At 60.9% G+C, this 22,223-nt stretch carries 20 protein-coding genes, 1 tRNA gene and 2 pseudogenes; 10 read left to right on the forward strand and 13 right to left on the reverse strand.

What is annotated here, in order from left to right; translation table 11 throughout:
- Positions 1-61: 61 nt before the first annotated feature.
- Positions 62-1,246, reverse strand: coding sequence for a hypothetical protein (locus tag RBB29_RS20525; protein WP_306116796.1), 1,185 nt, complete (start codon positions 1,244-1,246; stop codon positions 62-64).
- Between the two features lie 236 nt (positions 1,247-1,482).
- Here RBB29_RS20525 and RBB29_RS20530 point away from each other — a divergent pair, with 236 nt between their 5' ends.
- Positions 1,483-2,715, forward strand: a complete 1,233-nt coding sequence (locus tag RBB29_RS20530) for a mandelate racemase/muconate lactonizing enzyme family protein (protein ID WP_306116795.1) — start codon at positions 1,483-1,485, stop codon at positions 2,713-2,715.
- A gap of 217 nt (positions 2,716-2,932) precedes the next feature.
- Here the strand turns inward: RBB29_RS20530 and RBB29_RS20535 are convergent, their stop codons facing one another.
- Genes RBB29_RS20535 through RBB29_RS20565 form a run of 7 tightly spaced genes read right to left on the reverse strand, consistent with a single transcriptional unit; the run spans position 2,933 to position 9,336 of the window.
- Positions 2,933-3,862: an AEC family transporter gene (locus RBB29_RS20535; RefSeq protein ID WP_306116794.1), complete on the reverse strand. Its 930-nt coding sequence runs from the start codon at positions 3,860-3,862 to the stop codon at positions 2,933-2,935.
- 8 nt (positions 3,863-3,870) lie between these two features.
- A complete protein-coding gene (locus RBB29_RS20540; protein ID WP_306116793.1) occupies positions 3,871-4,668 on the reverse strand; it encodes an MBL fold metallo-hydrolase in 798 nt (265 codons plus the stop codon).
- Positions 4,668-5,474 carry a TatD family hydrolase gene (locus RBB29_RS20545; protein WP_306116792.1) on the reverse strand — a complete coding sequence of 269 codons (807 nt, stop codon included), beginning with the start codon at positions 5,472-5,474 and terminating at the stop codon, positions 4,668-4,670. Before RBB29_RS20545 ends, RBB29_RS20540 begins: the two co-directional genes overlap by 1 nt.
- Before the next feature lie 19 nt (positions 5,475-5,493).
- Positions 5,494-6,621: a DNA polymerase III subunit delta' gene (locus RBB29_RS20550; RefSeq protein WP_306116791.1), complete on the reverse strand. Its 1,128-nt coding sequence runs from the start codon at positions 6,619-6,621 to the stop codon at positions 5,494-5,496.
- On the reverse strand, positions 6,621-7,244 hold the full coding sequence (gene tmk / locus RBB29_RS20555; protein ID WP_306116790.1) for a dTMP kinase: 624 nt from the start codon (positions 7,242-7,244) through the stop codon (positions 6,621-6,623). Before tmk ends, RBB29_RS20550 begins: the two co-directional genes overlap by 1 nt.
- Positions 7,241-8,407 (reverse strand): D-alanyl-D-alanine carboxypeptidase family protein, encoded by a 1,167-nt coding sequence (locus RBB29_RS20560; RefSeq protein ID WP_306116789.1) that lies wholly within the window; start codon positions 8,405-8,407, stop codon positions 7,241-7,243. Before RBB29_RS20560 ends, tmk begins: the two co-directional genes overlap by 4 nt.
- An 11-nt stretch (positions 8,408-8,418) precedes the next feature.
- Complete coding sequence (locus RBB29_RS20565) at positions 8,419-9,336, reverse strand: SPOR domain-containing protein (RefSeq protein WP_306116788.1); 918 nt, start codon at positions 9,334-9,336, stop codon at positions 8,419-8,421.
- 205 nt (positions 9,337-9,541) lie between these two features.
- On the opposite strand from RBB29_RS20565, the gene RBB29_RS20570 reads away from it, so the two are divergent.
- From RBB29_RS20570 to rpiB, 3 genes are all read left to right on the forward strand, one after another.
- A tRNA-Ser gene (locus RBB29_RS20570) sits at positions 9,542-9,631 on the forward strand.
- Between the two features lie 465 nt (positions 9,632-10,096).
- Positions 10,097-10,504, forward strand: coding sequence for a hypothetical protein (locus RBB29_RS20575; RefSeq protein WP_306116787.1), 408 nt, complete (start codon positions 10,097-10,099; stop codon positions 10,502-10,504).
- A gap of 69 nt (positions 10,505-10,573) precedes the next feature.
- Complete coding sequence (gene rpiB / locus RBB29_RS20580) at positions 10,574-11,044, forward strand: ribose 5-phosphate isomerase B (RefSeq protein WP_306116786.1); 471 nt, start codon at positions 10,574-10,576, stop codon at positions 11,042-11,044.
- 58 nt (positions 11,045-11,102) lie between these two features.
- Here the strand turns inward: rpiB and RBB29_RS20585 are convergent, their stop codons facing one another.
- From RBB29_RS20585 to RBB29_RS20595, 3 genes are all read right to left on the reverse strand, one after another.
- Positions 11,103-12,467 carry an MATE family efflux transporter gene (locus RBB29_RS20585; RefSeq protein ID WP_306116785.1) on the reverse strand — a complete coding sequence of 455 codons (1,365 nt, stop codon included), beginning with the start codon at positions 12,465-12,467 and terminating at the stop codon, positions 11,103-11,105.
- A gap of 98 nt (positions 12,468-12,565) precedes the next feature.
- Positions 12,566-13,525 (reverse strand): polyphosphate kinase 2, encoded by a 960-nt coding sequence (gene ppk2, locus RBB29_RS20590; protein ID WP_306116784.1) that lies wholly within the window; start codon positions 13,523-13,525, stop codon positions 12,566-12,568.
- Between the two features lie 158 nt (positions 13,526-13,683).
- Positions 13,684-13,995: an ETC complex I subunit gene (locus RBB29_RS20595; RefSeq protein WP_306116783.1), complete on the reverse strand. Its 312-nt coding sequence runs from the start codon at positions 13,993-13,995 to the stop codon at positions 13,684-13,686.
- Between the two features lie 199 nt (positions 13,996-14,194).
- On the opposite strand from RBB29_RS20595, the gene RBB29_RS20600 reads away from it, so the two are divergent.
- The 3 genes from RBB29_RS20600 (at position 14,195) to RBB29_RS20610 (ending at position 18,003) form a co-directional block, all read left to right on the forward strand.
- Entirely contained in the window at positions 14,195-15,064 is an 870-nt protein-coding gene (locus tag RBB29_RS20600) for a hypothetical protein (protein WP_306116782.1), read from the forward strand.
- Positions 15,065-15,154: 90 nt separating this feature from the next.
- On the forward strand, positions 15,155-17,353 hold the full coding sequence (gene uvrB / locus RBB29_RS20605; protein WP_306116781.1) for an excinuclease ABC subunit UvrB: 2,199 nt from the start codon (positions 15,155-15,157) through the stop codon (positions 17,351-17,353).
- Entirely contained in the window at positions 17,350-18,003 is a 654-nt protein-coding gene (locus RBB29_RS20610; RefSeq protein ID WP_306116780.1) for a hypothetical protein, read from the forward strand. The genes uvrB and RBB29_RS20610 overlap by 4 nt, the downstream gene beginning before the upstream one ends.
- A 391-nt stretch (positions 18,004-18,394) precedes the next feature.
- Here the strand turns inward: RBB29_RS20610 and RBB29_RS20615 are convergent, their stop codons facing one another.
- Positions 18,395-19,615 (reverse strand): FAD-binding oxidoreductase, encoded by a 1,221-nt coding sequence (locus RBB29_RS20615; protein WP_306116779.1) that lies wholly within the window; start codon positions 19,613-19,615, stop codon positions 18,395-18,397.
- A 602-nt stretch (positions 19,616-20,217) separates the two neighbouring features.
- On the opposite strand from RBB29_RS20615, the pseudogene RBB29_RS22325 reads away from it, so the two are divergent.
- Positions 20,218-20,922: pseudogene (locus RBB29_RS22325) on the forward strand (matrixin family metalloprotease); the annotation flags it as partial.
- Here the strand turns inward: RBB29_RS22325 and RBB29_RS22330 are convergent.
- Complete coding sequence (locus RBB29_RS22330) at positions 20,830-21,042, reverse strand: hypothetical protein (protein WP_371931536.1); 213 nt, start codon at positions 21,040-21,042, stop codon at positions 20,830-20,832. The pseudogene RBB29_RS22325 and the gene RBB29_RS22330 sit on opposite strands and share 93 nt — an antisense overlap.
- On the opposite strand from RBB29_RS22330, the pseudogene RBB29_RS22335 reads away from it, so the two are divergent.
- Together RBB29_RS22335 and RBB29_RS20625 are read left to right on the forward strand one after the other, a co-directional pair.
- Positions 20,953-21,435: pseudogene (locus RBB29_RS22335) on the forward strand (calcium-binding protein); the annotation flags it as partial. The gene RBB29_RS22330 and the pseudogene RBB29_RS22335 sit on opposite strands and share 90 nt — an antisense overlap.
- A gap of 360 nt (positions 21,436-21,795) precedes the next feature.
- Entirely contained in the window at positions 21,796-22,176 is a 381-nt protein-coding gene (locus RBB29_RS20625; protein ID WP_306116777.1) for a cytochrome c family protein, read from the forward strand.
- Positions 22,177-22,223 lie beyond the last annotated feature (47 nt).

The raw sequence follows: 22,223 nt of genomic DNA on the forward strand, positions 1-22,223 counted from the left end.
GCCCGGCGGTGCCGCCGGGCGGAACGGCTCGTTGAACCGGTTCGATTTTCGAAACGACGCTTTAACGACGGCGCAGCGCCAGAAGGCCAAGCGCGCTCAGCATGAGCAATCCACCCGCCGGGAGCGGCACCGTCGAAATACCGGTCGGCCCGTCATAGAAGGCCACGGGGCGCGGCTTGTCGAAAATGCCCGGAAACGCGACACCAGACGCAAACACAACCGTTTCGCCATCGTCCAGGAAATCCATGTCGCCGTTCAGATCCTTGAGCAGGTAAACGCCCGATGTTTCCGGCGTCAGCCCATTCGACACTAGCGCCAGGGTGCCGGAGCCGTCGGAATTCAGATCAAAGCCGAAGTCAAATCCGAACCCGTCCGGCAGCGCCCCTGCATTCCAGACTTGGGTGACGGTGTCGGCATCCGTGATCTTGCCATCACCATCCGTGTCGATCAGGCCGAAAAGCGAGGCCGGGTTGGTGAAATCGAGGAACTCCAGCGTATAGACCGTGCCATCGAGCGCGGTCATGCCAAAATCGACCGGCGCTCCGAATGCGTTATTTTCATCAATGAAAACTGTCACCTCATCGGCCTCGACCGTACCTGAGCCATCCACATCCTCGGCCCGATAGATCACGTTGTCATCGGTGCCCACCAGATCGGAAATATAGGCCACGTCACCATCGAAGGAGATTTCAAATGGCGAGGATTTGCCATTCAACGCCTTGAGATCGAGCCAGGGTGTCGCCTCGCCCGCGTCATTCGCATCCCCGTCATTGTTGAGGTCGACGGTGCGGAAAATGAAATCGCCGCTCTGGTCCGAGAGCACATCCGCCTCGGTCACGTAAACCGCGCCGTCCGACCCGATCGCCATCCCGTTGGGCGTGTGGAGCTTGTAGCCCCCGGCGTTTGCGGATGAGAACCAGACGCGGGATTCGCCCAGATCATTGGCATCACCATTCCCGTCCAGGTCTTCCAGCCGGTAGACCGTGTCGGTATCGCCTTCGCCCGCGTAGTAGACGCCGTTTTTACCTTCAAGCGTGAAGACGTTGAGGCCCGTCAGGCCAAGCGCCGAGCCGTCGAAGAAAAGCGCGCCCTCGCGGTCGGTGGTGGTACCGTAACCATCGGTATCGGAAAACCGGTAGACACCTTCATTGGAAAGGTCCGCCATCAGGATCGAGAGTGTTTTGGCCTGTCCAACCGCAGGCACCGCAAGGAAGGGCAGCAATGTGATATAGGATAGTTTGGTCATGTCGCCTCCGAATAACCAGTGGAAAGGGCTGGCTGGCATCCGTTAGGTCGGCGAGCTGTCGGTTCGTGCTGAACCTGAGCCCCGTAATAGTCCCACGGGGGGCGGTGTCAACCAGATCCAGCCGCCTATTTCACGCAGGCCGCCTACCCGCCAAATCCGACATATCCGCGCCGTATTTGGGCTTGCCCCTGCCAGTCCCGCGGGGCAGCGTGGTCAGAACCTGATCGGAGCCCGCCATGCGCCTGCAAGACCTCGACATCATCATCACCGCGCCTCCTTCCCCCGGATGGGGAGGGCGCTACTGGATCTTGGTCAAGCTCACGACCGACAATGGCACCACCGGCTGGGGGGAGTGTTATGCCTCCTCCATCGGGCCTGAGGCGATGAAGCCCGTCATCCGCGACGTGTTCGACCGGCATATGTTGGGCGAAAACCCCGAAAACATTGAGCTGATGTTCCGCCGCGCCTATTCCTCGGGTTTCACGCAGCGCCCGGATCTGACAGTAATGGGCGCGTTTTCCGGGCTTGAAATCGCCTGCTGGGACATTCTCGGCAAGGCCCGGGAACGGCCCGTCTGGGCGATGCTGGGCGGGCGTATGAACGATCGCATCCGCGCCTATACCTACCTGTACCCGCTGCCCCATCACGATCTGAACGCCTTCTGGACCTCGCCCGAAATGGCGGCAGAAACGGCGGCGGCGATGGTCGATCTGGGGTATACCGCCGTCAAGTTCGACCCCGCCGGGCCGTATACACTGCGCGGCGGGCATATGCCTGCGATGACGGATATCGACCTGTCGGTCGCCTTTTGCCGTGCCATTCGGGAAGCTGTCGGCACCAAGGCCGATCTACTCTTTGGCACCCACGGGCAGTTCACCACGGCCGGCGCCATTCGTCTGGGCAAAGCCCTTGAGCCCTACGGGCCCCTCTGGTTCGAAGAGCCGATCCCGCCGGACAATGTGGCGGAGATGGCCAAGGTCGCGCAGGCGGTCGCGATCCCAGTAGCAACGGGCGAGCGTCTGACGACCAAGGCCGAATTTGCCCCGGTTCTGCGCGCGGGGGCGGCAACGATCCTGCAACCGGCATTGGGCCGCGCGGGCGGTATCTGGGAGATGAAGAAGGTCGCCGCCATGGCCGAGGTCTATAACGCGCAGATGGCCCCGCATCTCTATGCCGGGCCGGTGGAATGGGCGGCCAATATCCATCTCGGTGCGTCGATCCCGAACCTGCTGATGGCCGAAACCATCGACACGCCCTTCCACGCGGCGCTCATCAAGAACACGATCAGCGTCGAAGAGGGGTTCATCGTGCCACCCGAAGCCCCCGGACTTGGCATCGAGGTCGATGAGGACCTGGCCCGCGCGCATCCTTATACCGGTAAGGGACTGCATCTTGAGATGCAGGAGGCCCCTTGCGATTATGCCAATGGCAACGCCTTCACGGGTGGCGCACCGCCGGAGAAGAGCTAAGTCAGCTTCGGCGTTGGGCAGGCGTCGGTGGTGAGCCGCGTGATCGCCAGACCGCGGAATGGCGATCAGACGCTGGTTAAACGCGCTCTATCTTCGCCAGGTCTGAAGAACCTTTGAATGTTTACTGATCCTCTCCAAATCGCCAGCCCTTGCGGGCGGTCTGGCGATCGCACGGCGGCCTGCGGCCTTGATTCCGCGCCGGGTTACATTTCAAAAGCTACGGCAAGAGCCCCAACCAGACCCAGACCGTCAGGATCGACAGCGCCGTGCCGATGAGCACGCTCGACGCCGCCACACGCCGCGCGGCGCCGTACATATTGGCGAAGATATAGGTGTTGATCCCGGGCGCCATCGCCGCCGTCAGGACCGCCGCCCGCACCACGTCGACCGGCAGGGCAAAGGCCGCAACGAACCCGCGGGTGATGAGCGGATGGATGACAAGCGCAATCACGCAGACAAAGAGGATCACGCGCAGATCACCTTCGGGCCGATAGCGCACCAGCACGCCACCCAACCCGAAAAGCGCCGCCGGTAGCGCCGCGCGCACGAGGAGATCCAGCGCATCGTCGAACACGCCAGGGATTGGTAGACCGGACAGGTTCACCACAAACCCAAGCGCGATCCCGATGATGAGCGCGTTCGAAAACATCGCCTTGAGGACCTTACCGGCCAGCGCCACACCGGCGGTGCTCCGCGCCCGGGTGATCTCCATCGCGGTGATCCCGATGCCGTAGCAGAACGGCGAATGCAGCGCGATGATCGCGTAGTTGACGCTCAAAGCATCGGCCCCATAGGCCCGTTCGGTTAGCGGCAGACCCAGCAAAACCGTGTTGGAGAAGAGGCAGCAGAAGCCAATGGCCACTGCATCCTCCCACGACCGCCCGAAGAAATGCCGCGCGCCCAGAAGGCCCAGAAGGAACCCGGCCAGAGCGCCGGTATAGAAGCTGATGAGCAGCCGCCAGTCGAAACTCTGCCCCAGGTCCAGCCGGGCAATCGCGGTGAAGAGCAGGCAGGGAATGGCGAATTTCTGGGTGAAGTTCATCAACCCGTCGACACCGGCGTCGGAAAACCACCCGCGCCACACCGCCAGATATCCAAATCCGGTGACGACAAAAACCGGCAGGATGACCTCCAAGAGCGCCTGCATCGGGCCGCTCAGTCCGGGTAGGTGATCACCATGCCGTCATAAGCGGCGGTGATCCAATCGGGGGTCTCGTCAATGACCGCCTGGTAGTCGAGGTCGATATGCATATTGGTCAACACGCCCTGCCTGGGCCGCGCCCGGTGCATCCATTCGACCGATTGCTTGAAATGCGAATGGGTCGGGTGCGGTGTGCGGCGCAGGGAATCGAGCACCCAGCAATCGAGACCTTCCAAGACCGGCCAGACATCCTCGGGGATCTCCGCCACATCGGGAAGATAGGCAAGCCCACCAACCTTGAAGCCAAGCGCGTCGATGGACCCATGACCCACCTTAAACGGCGTCAGCGTGATTGCCCCGCCGGCCCCGTCGATCACCACATCGCCATCAATCGTGTGCATGTCGAGGATCGGCGGATAGGGCGAGCCTTCGGGTTGCACAAAGGCGTAGCCAAAGCGCGAAAAAAGCGCGTCCTGTGTTGCACCATCGGCCCAGACCGGCAAGCGGCGTTTCATGTTGAAGACGATCATCCGCAGATCATCAAGACCGTGCACATGGTCCGCATGGGCGTGGGTGTAGACCACGCCGTCCAGCTCACCGACACCCGCATCCAGAAGCTGCGTGCGCAGGTCGGGCGAGGTGTCGATCAACACGCGGGTTATGCCACCCTCCGTCACACGCTCGACCAGCATCGAACACCGGCGGCGATAGTTGCGAGGGTTCGACGGGTCGCAATCGCCCCAGTGTCCGCCCAGGCGCGGCACGCCGCCGGACGAACCGCTGCCCAGGATGGTAAAGCGCAATTCGGCCATTAGGCGGCATCCTCATAGGCGGCCGCCTTCCAGAACAACCGGTCGAAATTGTCCTGCGTTTGGGCGGCAAAATCGGCCCATTCCATACCGAAGACCTCCGCGCCCTTCTGGGCCGTGTGCAGGGTATAGGCCGGCTCGTTGCGTTTGCCGCGATAGGGCGGCGGCGCGAGGTAGGGCGCGTCTGTTTCCACCAGGATGCGATCCACCGGCGCAGCGGCGAAAATATCGCGCAACTCCTGGCTCTTCGGAAAGGCCGCGATGCCCGACATGGAGAGGTAAAACCCCAGGTCCAGCGCGGCCCGCGCCAGTTCGGCGCCGGACGAAAAACAGTGCATCACGCAAGTGTAAGCGCCGTTGCGGTACTCTTCGGTCAGGATGCGCGCCATGTCGTCATCCGCAGCGCGGGCATGGATGATGAGTGGCAGGCCGGTCTGACGCGCCGCCTCAATATGGAGGCGCAGTGATTTCTTTTGGATATCAGCACTTTCCGAGGTGTAATGATAATCGAGGCCCGTCTCGCCAATGCCCACGAGTTTCGGATGCCGAGCCAGGGCCACTAGTTCTTCGACCGTGGCCAGCGGCTCTTCGGCGGCGCTCATCGGGTGGGTGCCGGCGGCGTAGAAGACCGGCGTGTATTGCTCGGCAATCGCGCGCACCTGCGGCTCCAATCTGAGCCGGGTGCAAATGGTCACCATGCGGGTCACCCCCGCCGCAACCGCGCGGTCGATCACGGCATCGCGTTCGGCGTCGAAATCCGGGAAATCCAGGTGGCAATGGCTGTCGGTGATCTGGATCTGGTTGGTCATCGTCTGGCCCTTGGCGGGGCTAGCCCGCGGCGGTTTGCTGTATCCTGAACACCGTATCTAGGACGAGCGCGGCAGGGTCAAGGTTGACCGCCCGCCCATGACGCGCCCGCGCGCCGATCTCGGCGGCACATTCCGCCCAGGCGCGGCCCAGATGCGGCGTCGAAGACAGGCGCGCGAACACCTCCGCTTCACCCGGTGCAGCCTCGGCCTCCGGCGGGGCGCCAACAGCCCCGGTGCGGGCCAGCCGCGCCAGCAGGAGGTCCGTCAAACCAAAAAGCAGATCGAGCCGGTCTTCGCCGCCACGGGCCGCCGCCACCTCCGCTAGTTTCAAGGCACGGGCGCGGTCAAGCTGCGGCAGGGTGCCGATGATCGCGACCAGCTCGGCATAGAGCGTCAAGCCGCCCAGCTTGATGAGCCGCACCGCCTCGCCCACGGACCCGCCCGAAAGCTCCGCCAATGCCGCGGCATCCTCTGGCGCGTCGATATCGGCCTGCGCGAGGGCGGCGGCCATATCCGATGCAGCCAGCGGCGACAGGCGCAATTCACGACACCGCGACCGGATCGTCGGCAAGAGGCGCGAGGGTTGATGGCTTATGAGCAGGAGGATCGTGCGCGCGGGCGGTTCTTCGAGCATCTTCAGAAGCGCATTCGCGGCCTGTACGTTCATCTCGTCGGCGCAATCAAGGATCACGACGCGACGCCCGCCATCGGTGGCACTCAGTTGCAAGAACTGGTTCAGGCGCCGCACGTCATCGGCCACGATCATGTCACGCATCCGCCCGGTTTTCTCGTTCGGCGTCCGGGTGATGTGAAACAGCCCCGGGTCGGATCCGGCCAGAAGACGCCGCGCCACCGGATGATCGGCAGCGATATCGAGCGTTTCCGGCGCGGGCGGGGCATCGCCGAAAAGCCCGCCCTCCTCAGCCTCCGGCGTGGCCAGTAAAAACCGCGCGATGCGCCAGGCCAGCGTTGCCTTGCCGACGCCACGCGGCCCGGTGATGAGCCAGCCATGGTGCATCCGTCCGGAATTGAAGGCCTCTAGAAACGCGGCTTCTGCCCCGTCCTGCCCGATCAGCCGGGGCGTCTCGCGCGGGTGCGGCGCCCCCTCGACACGATCCGGCTCCGGCGGTGTGTCCTCCGCCGCCATCAGAGGCGTGCCTCAACCGCATTGCGCACATCGAGGGCGACATCGGCAACCTCGCGCGCACCATCTATCACAATGAAACGGTTGGAAAATTCCTCTGCCAACGCGAGGAACCCCTCGCGCATCCGACGCTGCATGTCAGTGCCGAAGGATTCGAACCTCTCTTCATCCCCACCTCGCGCCAGCGCCCGTTGCAGTCCCGTTTCCGGATCCATGTCGATCAGCACGGTCACATCCGGCTCCCTTCCGATCACCAGCCGGTGCAACTTGTCCACCAACCCGCGAAGATCGGCACGCCCGAGGCCCTGATACATGCGGGTACTGTCGGCAAACCGGTCGCAGATCACAACTTTCCCGGCTGCGACAGAGGGCGCGATCAGACGTTCCAGATGATCCCGCCGCGCTGCGTTGAAAAGCAGCAGTTCCGTTTCCGCCGACCAGCGATCCGCATCCCCCTCAAGGACTAGTTTGCGAATGTCTTCTGCGCCGGGACTACCGCCCGGCTCACGCGTCAGGATAACCTCATGGCCGGTGTCGCGCAGATGATCCGCCAGCAGACGCGCTTGTGTGGATTTGCCCGAGCCGTCGATCCCCTCAAAGGTGACAAACCTGCCCTGCCCGCTCAAAATCCGCCCTCGGACCCCTGCTGCAACCGTGTAAGCAACACGCCCGAAACCGTGCGGAGGCGCGCGACGAAACCACCCTTGGCCACGTCTTCTGCCGCGACCAGTGGGATCCGCGTTTCGGGCAGACCTTCGGCGGCAAAAACCAGTTCAGCCAACTCGTCGCCTTGCGTGATCGGGGCGCGCAAAGGTCCGGTATAGACGATCTCGGCCTTCAGGTCATCGCCGCCCAAGACGGGCATCAGGGTGATCACATCTTCGGCCACGGTCAGGCCGACACTGTTGGCGCTGCCCATCCAGACATCCGCGCGGGCCACCTGCTCGCCGGCTTTGACCACCGATTTCTCTACAAATTGGCGAAACGCCCAGTTGACGATGGCCGAGCTCTCTTCGGCGCGCTGCTTGATGCTGTCGAGACCCGAAACAACGAACACGATCCGCCGCTCGCCCTGTTTGGCAGAGCCGGTCAGGCCATATCCCGCCTTGACAGTATGCCCGGTCTTGAGGCCATCGGCACCGATGCCGAGCTTCAGCAATGGATTGCGGTTCTGGGTATTCTTGGGCGCGCGGCCGTCAAATTCGAACTCGGTCTCGGCAAACATTGGATAGAATTCGGGGAAATCCTCGATCAGGTGCTTGGCCAGCAGGGCCAGGTCCCGCGTGCTCATCAAATGACCCGGTGCAGGCCAACCATTTGAATTCATGAACGTCGAGTTGGTCATGCCCAACTGCTGCGCGCGCTGCGTCATGAAGCGGGCAAACCCGGCCTCGGTTCCATCCGGGCTGAGCGCCTCGGCGATGACCGCGCAGGCATCGTTGCCTGACAGCACGATAATGCCCCGCAATAGATCATCCACCCGCACCTTGTCAGTCGTGTCCAGGAACATGGTCGAGCCGCCATAGCTCATCGCATGGGTCGACACCGGCAATTCCTCATCCATCGAAAGACGCCCGTCCCGGATCGCCTCGAACGCCACGTAGAGCGTCATCAGTTTCGACATGGAGGCCGGCGGCAAGGGCGTGTCCGCGTTCTTGTCCATCAGGATGGTGCCGGTGGTGATGTCCATCACGAAGGCGGCCTTGGCCTTGGTGTCGAACGCATGGGACGGCAGCGCCAGCGCCAAAGTCGCAAGAGCCGGGGCGAGAATACGTAGAAGGCGGTTCATGGTACGAGCTTCTAGTTAGTTACGGGATAGGCGTCGTCAAATCCGATGCCCTTGATCTTTTTCAAAAGAACACTGCGTTCGGATTTATCCGCTGCGGGGCCGACAATCACGCGCCAGAAGGTTTTTCCCTGCGAGCTTTGTTCTTTCACAATCGGAACCATACCCGCCTGACGCATCGCTGTCGCGGTGTTGTTGGCATTTTGCTCAACGCTGAAAATCCCGATCTGGATAAATGGCTTTTCAAGCGACGATGACTGCGCCGCCGGGGCGGGAGCGGCGCGGGTCTGAGCCTCGGGTTCGACTGCAGCGGCTTCGGGTTCTGCAGACGCCGCGCCAGCGATTTCCGCTTCGTCAAGGGCCGATGCGGCGCCGGCAACCGGATCAAGCGTGCTGACCTCAACGTCGGCGGGCGCCTCGGGCTCCTCCACCGGAGCCGGTTGCGCCGCAGGATCGGGGGCCTTCTCGCGGCGAAGCGCGGTCACGTTCAACTCTGCCGGAGCACCGGCCAGCATACCGAGGGCCGCGGCGGCATCCGACGACACCTGCAGCGCCGGCCCGGGGTTCGAGCGTTCGCGGCGGAAAAGCGCGCCAATTACGAATTTCGAATTGTCATTGTTGCGGATGATGACACGCTCGGGCTCTTTCACATCCGGATGCGCCACCCAGACGCCGCCTAGCGATGGCCGCCCATCCCAAAGCCCCTTACCGGTGGTCTGAAACACCTGCGGCGCCTCGACATCGCGCTCGACCAGCTTGACAGACGACTTACCCGAAGCCTCGCTGGCCTCAGCGGGCTTCTTGTTCAGGTTGAGTTGCTTGAAAGGATTGAATTTTGCCCCCTCCTCGCACCCGGCCAGCATAATCAAGCTGACCCCTGCAAGCGCAATGTTGCGCCAGCTGGATGTGCGGCCTCTATTGCAAAAAATCATGCCTTGCCCCTTGCCTGTAATCGCGCCTTTTGACGCTGTTCCCCGGTTCGTGCCGGTCCATCTGCTCTTACGGCGCTTTGGTCCCCGCGCGACAAGGATAGCGAGTTGTCGCCTTCAAGAAAAGTCCGCAGGTGCATGCTCGGCAATTTTCCACAGAAAACAACGTCTTTCAGAATCAAAACATGTTGGGTAGGGAAGTGATGTCGGAGGAGTGGCAGAGTGGTCGAATGCACCGGTCTTGAAAACCGACGTAGGTGAAAGTCTACCGTGGGTTCGAATCCCACCTCCTCCGCCACGGTATTTTTGGACAGCGAAATGGCAGCAACTCTCGACACAGTGAGCCGGGCCCAGTTGTTTCGAAAACACCACGGGATCTGCCGAGGTTTCAATGCGCTCCTGCCAAATCCGCCATTCGGCCAGACCCCCGGTTTTTTCACGGCTTATTGGAGAAACATCAAGGCATCCGAGATGTTTCTTGGCACGCCAAACACGGCTGAGGCACCTGCGAGTAGCCTCTGCGCAATCAGGTTGGTCAAGGCTGACACTGATCCAGTCGAAACATCCCTATTCCTGACCGCTCCGTGGCTCTAACCGCACGACGCCATTTCGGTGGGGGAAAGCAGTGAGTTGCGCCTTCCATCCATAACCACGTTCGAATTCCACCCGACGGCGTCGAAAGCGGGCTTTCCCCGGCGCCATGCGTCGGCTAGGCTGCGCGCGGACGGGGTCAGGTTCAGGCCCGTATGAGTTCGGGGGCAGCATGGCCGGGGATCTTCCGGAATACTATTTCAGAGTGCGCGAAAACGGTGCCTTCGTGTTTCGCGTGGACACCGAGAACCGGCAACGCCGGATCGACATGGACCAGATCGCGGTGGTCAACATCCGCAAGGGCGAGATCAAGGCCCATGGCGAGCGGGAATTGAGCGCGCGCGATATGGAAGTAATCGAAGAGTGGATGGCCGAGCGGCTGGAACTGATCGAGTATCGCGATATCGACGACATCCACCGCGCTGTCGATTACCTCAACACAACGGCCCATTGGGTGCAGGGCAAAGCCACCGATGCACAGCTTGAAGAGGTGACAGATGCCCTGCTTCTGGCAATGCATGATCTGCGGACGGTGCTGGTCCGGAAAAAGGCGGATCGGCTGCTGTCCGAGGAAAAGTAGATCAACTGCGCCGCCTTTTCTCCGCACGCCACCCGACGTCACAGAACCAATCAACAGGAAATCCGCCAGATGACCGCAAACAACCGCATCGTTCTTTCCAGCGACCACGCCGCAATCGCGCTCAGACAGGCCATTGCGGCCCATATTGCCAGCCTTGGCTGGGAGGTTGTCGATATCGGGCCGACGACGCCCGAAAGCACCCATTACCCGAAACATGGGCAAGCGGCGGCAAGGCGCGTGGCCTCCGGCGATTGTCGTCTTGGCATCATCTGTTGCGGAACCGGCCAGGGGATCATGATGGCGGCCAACAAGGTTAAGGGGATCCGCTGCGGTGTCTGCGCCGACACGTTTTCGGCCCGCATGATCCGCCAGCACAACAATGCCAACATGCTGTCGATTGGCGCGCGGGTGACCGGCGAAGGATTGGCGCTTGAGATCGTGGAGGCTTTCCTTTCCGCCGAATTCGAAGGCGGCCGGCATGCGATGCGGGTCGACATGATCGAGGCGGTGGAAGAGAAACCGCAGGCGGAATCAGTTTAGATCTGCCCCCAGAGCTCTGATTTGCGAAGTTCCGACAAGCCCCTGCCCGGCAGCGGTTTCACCCCTGCGGCGCCGTTGGCACACGCACGGACCACCCCCAGAAGCGCACCATCATCAGGACCCCCGCCAGCGCCAGACCGATGGCGAGGCCCAGCCAGATGCCGACGCCGCCCATGCCCCATGTGAAGCCCAGAAGATAACTGGCAGGCACACCGATGAGCCAATAGCTGATCGCGGCGATGATCATCGGGATCTTGGTGTCCTGCAGCCCGCGCAGCAGCCCGAGGGCCATCACCTGCGCTGCATCGACAAGCTGGAAAAGCGCGGCGGCGGCAAGAAGGCCCACGCCGATGGCGATCACCGCGGCGCGCTCTGCCTCGCCCGGATGCATGAAGAGGCCGATGAGGAATTCCGGGAAGATCAGGAAGGCCAGAACGGTCATCAGCGCGGTAAAGATCGACATCGCGATCACCACTTTCGCGCCATCCCGCAAGCCGCGATTGTCGCCGCGTTCGTAAGCCTGCGCCGCGCGAACGGTGGCGGCATTGCTTAGCCCCATATGCACCATGAACACTGCCGACGTTACCTGTAGCGCCGCGCCATGGGCAGCCAGCGGCAAGGTCCCGAGCCAGCCCATCATCACCGAAGATGCCGCGAAAAGTCCGACCTCGCAAAGATTGGTCAGACCAATAGGCCAACCAACGCGAAACACCTGGGCCAACGCCTCCCAATCGGGCCGCCAAAGCCGTTGGAAAAGCGAAAATTCCGGCGTGACCCGCATGATGTAGATCACCAGCACGACAAGGGAGCCGGTGCTGACCGTGAGGGACGCGATCGCCGCGCCGCGGATACCCATTTCGGGGAAACCCCAATTGCCGAAGATCAACAGGTAGTTGACCGCGATGTTCAGAAGAACCGAGGCGACGGTGACCCAGAGCACGACCTGCGTCCGCTCAAGGGCCGCAAGGAATGACTTGAGCACCATCACCAGAAGCGCGGGCAGGATCGACCAGCCCACAAGCGTCAGGTATTCCGCCGCCAGGGCCGAGGTGTCGGCATCCTGTCCCAGCCAGAGAAAGAGCGCCTCGGACCATATGGCAAGTGGCAGGACGGCAAGGCCGAAAAGCGTTGATGCCCACAGCCCCATGCGGGTGACCCGCCGCACCTGCGTCTCATCGCCCATTTCATAGGCCGCGGCCACCATCGGCATGACCGCGAAGGCAAAGCCCGAACCGACGATGAACAGAACGAACCACAGCGTCCCGCCCAGAACTTCGGCCGCCAGCGCCTCGACCGAATACCACCCGAGCATAACCGCATCGCTGAGCGTCACGGCGAATTGCGCGAGGTGGCTGCCGATGAGCGGCAGACCAAGGGTCAGCACACGCTTGGCGTGGTGACGATATCCCTGTGGCTGTTGCATGTCCCCGCCCTACGCCTGCCGCTTGACAGAGGCAAGACAGTCCGCGCCTGCGCCGGCAAAACCCGGCCCAGAGGGCGGCATTCGGGCCACAGGGGGCGTCAGCGCGCCTTTCGCTGATCGGGGTGCAGTGCGGCCCCGAGGATATGCTTCGACTGGTGAACCACGTGCTGCGCCGTGCTGACGATCAGCGGATCGGGCGGTGTTGCTACTTCCAGATCCTTGCCCGGGTAATCCAGCGAGTCGAGGAAATGCAGCATGCAGTTCAGACGCGCACGTTTCTTGTCGAGGGATTTGACCACGGTCCAGGGCGCGTCGGCGGTGTCGGTATAAAAGAACATCGCCTCCTTGGCCTCGGTGTAGTCGTCCCATTTACCGAGGCTCAATTTGTCAATCGGGCTGAGCTTCCATTGCTTCAACGGGTCGGTCGCACGGCTATCGAAGCGGCGTTTCTGCTCATCCTGGGTCACCGAGAACCAGTATTTGTAAAGCCGGATGCCCGACCGCACCAACATCCGCTCCAATTCCGGTGTCTGGCGCATGAATTCAAGGTATTCGGTCGGCTCACAAAACCCCATCACCCGCTCGACGCCCGCACGGTTGTACCACGAGCGGTCATAGAAAACCATTTCGCCCTTGGTCGGCAAGTGATTGACATAGCGTTGGAAAAACCACTGGCCCCGCTCCTCGTCGGTGGGTTTGTTCAGCGCCACGACGCGCGCCTGCCTTGGGTTCAAATGCTCGGTAAATCGTTTGATCGTGCCACCCTTGCCCGCCGCATCGCGGCCTTCGAACAAGAGAACGAATTTCTGCCCGGTTTCCTGCGCCCAATGCTGCACCTTCAGCAACTCCGCCTGGATCTTGGCCTTTTGTGCCTCATAAGGACCGCGGCCCATCTTGGTGTCATAGGGATACCTGCCGTCCTCAAAAGCCTTGCGCAGGCTGTTGACATCCTTTTCCTCCGGCAAGACCGGCAACTCTTCGGCGTTGTTGCCAGCGGAATTGGTCTTGGGGGCCGGTTTCGCGGCAGGTTTCGGTGTGGTCTTTTGCGTGGTCGTCATTTGGCGCCTCCTTCATCTGTCCAGCGAAAGGGATAGCAGATGTCAAAGACCCACACCTTGATCACGGTCAAACCAAACCGCATGGCGCAGGCTATGCGCCTGCGATGCCACAGGAGCACCGGTGTCGTGCCAGAGTTCAGATGTGTTGGGCGACGGGATTAATGGGTCCAGGCGCCACGACGGTTGGTCGCGAAGTTCTCGCCATACCCCCCGGCGCGGATGTTGGGCTTGCGGCTCTTGGGTTCCTGCACCACCGCATCTATGCCGTTCTCCTCGGCATATTCCAACGCCGCTTCTTTCGACGAAAACCGCAGCTTCACCTGCGCCTGTGTGTCCGACGACGACGTCCAGCCCATCAGCGGATCAACACTGCGCGCCTCGCCAGCCACATATTCCAGAACCCAATGCTTGGTCTTGGCGACGCCGGATTGCATGGCGTTTCGGGCTGGCTTGTAGATACGAGCGGGCATGAACGGTAACTCCTGATTGCAGGACGTTTATTTCAAAGATCACCCCACGCGGCAAGGACAGAAATCGCCGCAGCCCGGCCGGTTTGTGCGATTCATCAGGGTGGGCTTTGCAGGTGGCGCAAAATCGGTAATCTGACTTCTACATTAAATCCAAAGAACGGTCCCACCGGGGCCCCAAGTGAATTTTTAGGGAATTGGAATGTCAGATATCTCCGATCTTGAACGCAGGCTTATCGCGGCCGAAACCAAAATCGACCTGATCCGCGAGGATCTCAACAAGGAACCACCAAAGAAAACCTGGACCGAGGAACTCGCCAACCTGTCGATGGTGGATTGGCTGAAACGCCTGGGCTACATCCTTGGCATCCCGGTCGCCACGGTCGTCGCCTATGAGAAATTCGACACCCAGGTCTGGAACCCAGGCAAATACCGCGAAATCGCCGAGCGCACCGTGGCGGTCGAGAAGGTCTCGCAGCTGCAACAGATCAACGAAGAGATCTACGTCCTGCAGGCCGAGGACAAGAACAACGTCGCCTATGCCAAGATCGAAGCGCGGCGGGGCCAGGTCCACCGCCTGACCGACGACATCTTTGCGCTTTGGCAGCAATACAAGGATGTCTACGGCGTGCATGAGAAATACGCACTGGCCGAGGCGCTGCTTTTGCAGTCGCGTACCGACGACGCCCTCGCCGTGGTCAATTCCGTCGCCTCTGACGACCTCGACACAATCGGGCAGATCGACCTGCGCATGTTGCGGGCGCGCATCCTCTTTGCCACGGGTCCTGCCCAGGATCCCGAGGCCGCCCGCGACGAGTTACGTGCCGCCGTTGACGAAACCCAGGCCCTGTCCCGTCCGGACCAGATCGCCCAGATGTACGAAAAACTGCTGTCGGTGCGGGTCATCAATGAACTTTGGCTGGGAACGCCCTGCGCCGACATTGCCCAGATGGCGGACTACCTGCGCGAGGCGACCAATGACGGAACACCTGCCGAGGCATTCGACGCGGTCAGGATAAACACTCAACTCGTTGTCGAGGCCTACGATGAACGCTGCGCGACGGGTGGTTAAGGTGCCTGCTGACACCCTTTGTCAGGAATTCCCGCACAGGGCTTGAACTCGGACGGTAACACATCAAATGTGGCGCAAAGGATCTGCCCCATGCCCTATGCCCATTCCGACAAGACCGATGCCCTGATGCACGCGCCCGCGCCGGACGTCCGCGAACGGCTCAAACTCGAAGGCGGCAAGCGGTTCGAGATGGTGACCGAATTCGACCCTGCGGGCGATCAGCCGACGGCCATTGCCGAGCTGTCCGAAGGGGTCAATGACGGTGAGCAGGACCAGGTCCTTCTGGGCGCGACCGGAACCGGCAAGACCTACACAATGGCCAAGGTGATCGAAGAGACGCAACGCCCCGCGATCATCCTCGCCCCGAACAAGACCCTCGCCGCGCAGCTTTACGGGGAGTTCAAAGGGTTCTTCCCCAATAACGCCGTCGAGTATTTCGTCAGCTATTACGACTACTATCAGCCCGAGGCCTATGTGCCGCGCTCGGACACCTTCATCGAGAAGGAAAGTCAGATCAACGAGCAGATCGACCGCATGCGCCACTCGGCCACGCGGGCGCTGCTGGAGCGTGACGATGTGATCATCGTGGCCTCAGTCTCGTGCATCTATGGCATCGGCTCGGTCGAGACCTACGGGGCGATGACCCAGGATCTGAAGGTGGGCGGTGAGTATGATCAGCGCAAGGTCATGGCCGACCTAGTGGCGCAACAATACCGCCGCAATGACCAGGCCTTTCAGCGCGGCAGCTTCCGCGTCAGGGGGGATTCCCTGGAAATCTTCCCTGCGCACCTCGAGGATCGCGCCTGGAAGTTGAGCTTCTTCGGGGAGGAACTTGAATCTATTACGGAATTCGATCCACTAACCGGAGAAAAGACCGACACGTTCGAGCAGATCCGCGTCTATGCGAATTCGCACTACGTGACCCCGAAACCGACGATGCAGCAGGCCATCATCGGGATAAAGAAAGAGTTGAGGGTCAGGCTGGATCAGCTTGTTTCTGAAGGAAAATTACTTGAGGCGCAACGGCTGGAGCAGCGGACGAATTTCGATCTCGAAATGCTGGAAGCGACGGGCGTGTGCAATGGGATCGAGAATTACTCGCGTTACCTTACCGGTCGCGCGCCCGGAGAGCCGCCACCGACGCTTTTTGAGTTCATACCCGACAATGCGATCGTTTTTGCTGACGAATCGCATGTCTCGGTACCGCAGATCGGCGGAATGTACCGGGGCGATTATCGCCGGAAGTTCACGCTTGCTGAACATGGCTTCCGCCTGCCCAGCTGCATGGATAACCGCCCCCTCAAGTTCGAGGAATGGGACGCCATGCGCCCGCAATCGGTCTTTGTCTCGGCCACCCCCGCGAAATGGGAGATCGAGCAGACCGGTGGGGTCTTTGTCGAGCAGGTGATCCGGCCTACAGGGCTTCTGGATCCCAAGGTCGAAATCCGGCCTGTGGAAATGCAGGTGGATGACCTTCTGGACGAGGTGCGCCAGGTGGCCGCCGACGGGTTCCGCACATTGGTCACGACGCTGACCAAGCGCATGGCCGAGGACCTGACCGAGTATATGCACGAGCAAGGCATTCGCGTGCGCTACATGCACTCTGACATCGACACGCTTGAAAGGATTGAGATTCTACGTGATCTGCGTCTTGGGGCTTTTGACGTGCTGATCGGCATCAACCTGCTGCGCGAGGGGCTGGACATTCCTGAATGCGGGCTGGTGGCAATTCTGGATGCGGACAAGGAAGGGTTCCTGCGTTCCGAGACCTCTCTCATCCAGACCATTGGCCGGGCCGCGCGGAATGCCGAGGGCCGCGTCATCATGTATGCCGACCGGATCACCGGGTCGATGGAACGCGCGCTCTCCGAGACCGACCGCCGCCGCGCCAAGCAGATCGCCTACAACGAGGAACATGGGATCACGCCGGAGACAGTCAAGAAGAATGTCGAGGATATCCTGGCCGGGCTCTACAAGGGCGACGTGGACATGAACCGCGTGACGGCCAAGGTGGATAAACCCTTGCATGGCGGGAACTTGCAGGCCCATCTTGATGGATTGCGTGCAGAGATGCGCAAGGCCGCCGAGAACCTCGAATTCGAAGAAGCCGCCCGCCTGCGCGATGAGGTCAAACGCCTCGAGGCCGTAGACCTCGCCGTCGCCGACGACCCCCTCGCCCGCCAATCCGCCATCGAGGCCGCCGGAGAGGCCGCGAAGAAGTCCAAGGGCCGCTCGACCGCAGGACGCCCGGGGCAAAGGGGCGGGAATGTTAAGCGGCGGAAAAGATGAGAGCGAAACTCAATCAGACCGTTGAAAGCGAAGTATTGTTAAGCTCGAGAAGGCGATGTTGTATCTGTTATGGGTTAAGCCGAGAAACGAACATAGTTCAGGGCCAGATTGCACATTTGGACAAGAATCCAAACAACAACAAGATTGAGAACCTAGCTTTCTTGTGTTTTGACCACCATGATCAACTTGACTCCAAAACCAGCCAATCAAAAGGCCTGAAAGTAAATGAGGTGATTAAGTACCGAGATGAGCTTTACGATGCAATTGGCGATCAGTTCATACAAGAAGTTCATTTTGGCGCATTGCGAACTGATCCGAGCGATCCTTATGCTGGCAAGTACATACGTATCGGGACAGGTACGGACAGCGCCGAGTTAATCTTCACACCAGTACCTGATATTATCGAAGGGATTCCTCGGTACTTTGTAACCGGACTGGCTCTTTCTGGATATTGGAAACCAGGAGGCCCAAATATGGGCGACTTCAGCGGTGTTGTTGAATACGAAGAAATCGGATCGGGTATGTATTCAAACAGAGACCACCAGATCAAATTTTTCCATGAGCAAGATATACTGCTTGTGAATGAAGAATTTGAAAACCCACCTTATGGGATGGGGGTGACATTCGAAGGTACCTACAGACGCGGATAGTAAGGGTTGACCGCGCCCCCGACGCTTGAGTCAGTACCAACTCACGCAGTGGCGCTTCGGACCTAGTTCAAGGCACTTTACCCCTGCCAAACACATCTTCTCTCGGATTGACGCAATTGCCTCTCTAAATCGCCGCCAAACCGCACTGCAAGCGCTCCTGCTCCGGTTGGCACGGCTCAGGCATGACGGGGTGAGTCTGCGCTTGCCCTGCGTCTCTTCGCTCCTTTGCTCGTCGTCCATGTCTGTCGGGCGCGGCGCTGGACGGTGTTGGGCTTTATGACGGCGTTTGCCATTAGCGAAGAAGTGGCTGCGCAAGGATCGACGCCGTTCCAGTGCTGCAATTTTATGTGCTCACAAAGACTTCTTTTGCCAGCAGGACTGAGGGGCTTGCTCAGATCACCGCATGTTCGACAATCGGCGTGTTCTGCACGAAACGCGCATAGTTGAACGGCGTCAGGTCCATCGTCCGATAACCGCCGTAGGTCAGCCACTCTGCCGTGCCGCGTCCCATTGCCGGGGCCTGTTGCAGCCCGTGACCCGAAAACCCGTTCAGGAAGATGAAATTCTCGACCCGGTCATGCGGCCCCATGATGGCGTTGTGATCAAACGTGTTCATCGCATAGTGACCCACCCAAGTGCTCTGGAGCTTGACCGCTTCGAAGCGGGGAATGCGCGTTGCGACAATGGGCCAGGCTTCGCTCTCCCACAGGCCGTGATCGACGGTGAAATCGTCGTAATCCACCGCCGGGTCGGGACCGAAATGCGCGCCCACCTGATAGGTGCCGCCGCCGTTTTCGCGCACATGCAGGCCGGAGGGGTCGATGGTCAGGGGCAGGTCCTGATCCAGCGGCCGCTCTGCCTTGAAAATCCACGAATACCGTTTGCGCGGTTCCACGGCCAGGTCGATCCCGGCCATCCGCGCCGTCCGGTCCGCCCGTGGTCCGGAGGCATTGACGATCTGCCCGCAGCCTATCCGCCGTCCGGATTTCAAGGTGACGGCCTCAACCCGCGACCCGGCCGCGTTCAATGCCATGTCGATCACTTCATCCTCGACATAATCGACACCGCGCAGACGCGAGGCCCGGCGCACCGCATCAAACACCGCCGTGGCATCGAAATACCCCTCGTCCCGGGTGTTGATCGAGCCAAGGACGATGTCATCCACCGCATAGAAGGGGTATTTTTGCGCGATCTGGTCCGGTGTCATCAGGCAGGTATCGGCCCCGACCGCGCGTTGCATGAGGCAATCGGTGCGCAGCCGTTCAGCAAAGCCCTCGGTCGCCGCCAGGTACATGTAGCCGAACGAGCGGATCGACAATTGCGGAACGTCGGGGATGCCTTGCAGATGCCGGGGCAGGTTCTTGACGAAATCCGCGGCAAACTGCGCGATCTTCACGTTCAACTCGGTCGAGAATTGCTGCCGCATGCAGGATGTCGTTGTCATCGTCGACGTATCGCGATAGCTGCTGTCGCGTTCGATCACCAGAACCCTGCCGTCAAAGTCGGGATTATCCGCCAGGAACCAAGCCGTCGATGCGCCCATGATCGCCCCGCCGACGATCACCACATCATAGCTGTCATGGCGCGGTTCATTGGAAAATCCCGGTGTCATCTGCCGCCCTCCCGGCCAAAACTTCGTGGCGCGGCCACAGGTCCGCCGGACAAAGCCAAACCGCACCCGCGCCATGCTGTCAATCCTTGTGATCGGTTCGCAAGACAGACATTGCAAAAGCGCCGCCGGGACAGGTTTGCCGGTGATCTCCGCCGCGGAAGAAGCCTCGCTTTGCCGATTAAATGATGAAAATTCATTGAAAATTTTAGCGTTTCAGCGCGCCGACCTTGCTCGCCCTGACACCCGCTTAGGGTGTTGATATCCCGGCAGATTGCAGCGGCGACCCGCCCTGCCCCGCTGCCCATTCGGCGGATCTCGCGCGCCACGATTCCTGACGCCCGGCGAGGTCCGGCAGGGCGCCATTTATCCTTACTTCACCGCTCGGTGCTTGTTTGCCCGGACACACCGGACGGGTCACCACATCCCGGCAGAATCGCCGGGCAAAGCGCGGCCGTCACACGCAGGCGAAAAACAAAAACGAGGTATTCGACGTGGCAAACATCATTGGAAGCAAATGGGGATCAAGCACATTGGGAACGGCCGGAGGCACCGTTACCTGGAGCCTGGCGGACGCGGGTGAAGACATTTCGCGGTTCAATGTCGTGACGAAGACATCGACCACGGGTGATACGTTTCTGGACTATGATTTCGCGCAGGTGATCGCCGATGCTTTCGCCGAATGGTCGAAGCATGGCGATATCGAGTTTCAGCAGATCGAGGACCAGGGCGGAGCGGCCGGTGTCGGGCGCGATGCCGATATCCGTATCTTCTTTGGTGCGATCCCGGGCGGCACGGCGGGCTATGCCTTCTATCCGTCGATCTATGCGCCCATCGGTGGCGATATCCTGCTGGACACGCTGGGGCGGTTCAATACGGATCCGTTGCTCTTTGCGAGTGTCGTGCTGCATGAAATCGGTCATGCCCTCGGGTTGGGTCACGTCTCTGAGAATTCGATCATGACACCACGGGTCCGGAAGATCGGCCTGCAGCAGGACGATATAGATGGGATCATCGAGATCTATGGCCCGCAGGACGCCCAACAACCTGAACCCGATCCACAACCTGATCCGCAACCGGCCCCCGACCCGCAGCCGGAGCCGGACCCGCAGCCGGAACCCGAACAGGAACACGAGCATGAGCATGAGCATGAGCATGAGCATGAGCATGAGCATGAGCATGAGCATGAGCATGAGAATCCTATCGTACCGACCCTGTCAGGCAACGATGGTCACAACCGGCTTGTCGGAACCCGAGGGGACGATGTAATCGACGGCCTTGGCGGCAACGATGTGGTCATTGGCGGCAATGGTGCCGACATGATGATGGGCGGCGACGGGCGCGACAGCATTTATGGCGGTCGGGGTTTCGACGTCCTGTCCGGCGGCGATGACAACGACATGCTGCGTGGCAATGGCGGTGACGATCATCTGTGGGGCGACATTGGCGCCGACAAGCTCCTTGGCGGGCGTGGCAACGACATGCTCGATGGTGGCGATGGAGACGACAACATCATCGGCAGCGCGGGCAGTGATACCCTGGTTGGCGGCGCGGGTGATGACCGGCTCAAGGGCGGCAGTTGGGGTGACACATTCGTCTTTGCCGATGGGCATGGATCAGATGTGATCCTTGATTTCAACGTCGCCAGCGCGATGGAGGTGATCGACCTGTCAAGCCTCACGACCCTGAACAACTTCGACCAGGTGCTCGACGCGGCCACGCAGACGGGCGGCAATGTCGAAATCACAACCGGCGATGACAGCGCAATCCTCCTGCGCGGGATCAATCTTGCGAGCTTGAGCGCAGACGAATTTCTGTTTTGAAATCTGGTGATCGGCGCGTCCCTCGCCACCCGTTGGACGACGACCAGCCCACCCACCGAAGCCCCGGCGAAAACTGCCGGGGCTTTGCTTTGCGCAACGCGCCCCCGGGGTCTTGACCAAGATCAAGTCGCGCGCGGTGCACAGGGGTTAAGGTTTTCGGATGAACGGTGATGTTCCATCTGTTTTGCCCGCCGGTTTCCGCCGAAGCGGCCCCCTTGGGAGTGCTGCCGCCGTCGGGCGGGATCAGGAACGCGCCGTTTGTTGCCAATTGCCCGCCGCGGCCCATATTGAAAGGCCATTGCCGGGGCAACGCCAGACCGTACCCACCGCATAGCTGACCTGACAGAAGGAGATCCCACCATGTTCAGACAAATCTTAGCCGCCGCCACGTTGGTTGGTGCCATGACCGCGCCCGCCTTGGCTGAAGGTGACGCCGAAGCAGGCGAAAAGGTATTCAAGAAGTGCAAGGCCTGCCATGCGGTGGGCGACAAGGCCAAGAACAAGGTCGGCCCCATCCTCAACGGAATTGTCGGCGCACCTGCCGGTCAGGTCGAGGGGTTCAAGTATTCCGACGCTCTGATGGAGATGGCCGAAGGCGGATTGGTCTGGGATGAGGCATCCCTCTCTGCGTTTCTGACCAAGCCCAAGGATTTCATGAAAGGCACCAAGATGTCCTTTGCCGGGCTCAGGAAAGAAAAAGATCTCGCCAACGTCATCGCCTATCTGGCGACCTTCGAGTAGCGGACACAAAACAGCCAGCTTCGCCAGATAGGCGGGGCCGGCAAAAA

This window comes from Roseovarius sp. MMSF_3359 (assembly GCF_030733385.1).
Lineage (GTDB): Bacteria > Pseudomonadota > Alphaproteobacteria > Rhodobacterales > Rhodobacteraceae > Roseovarius.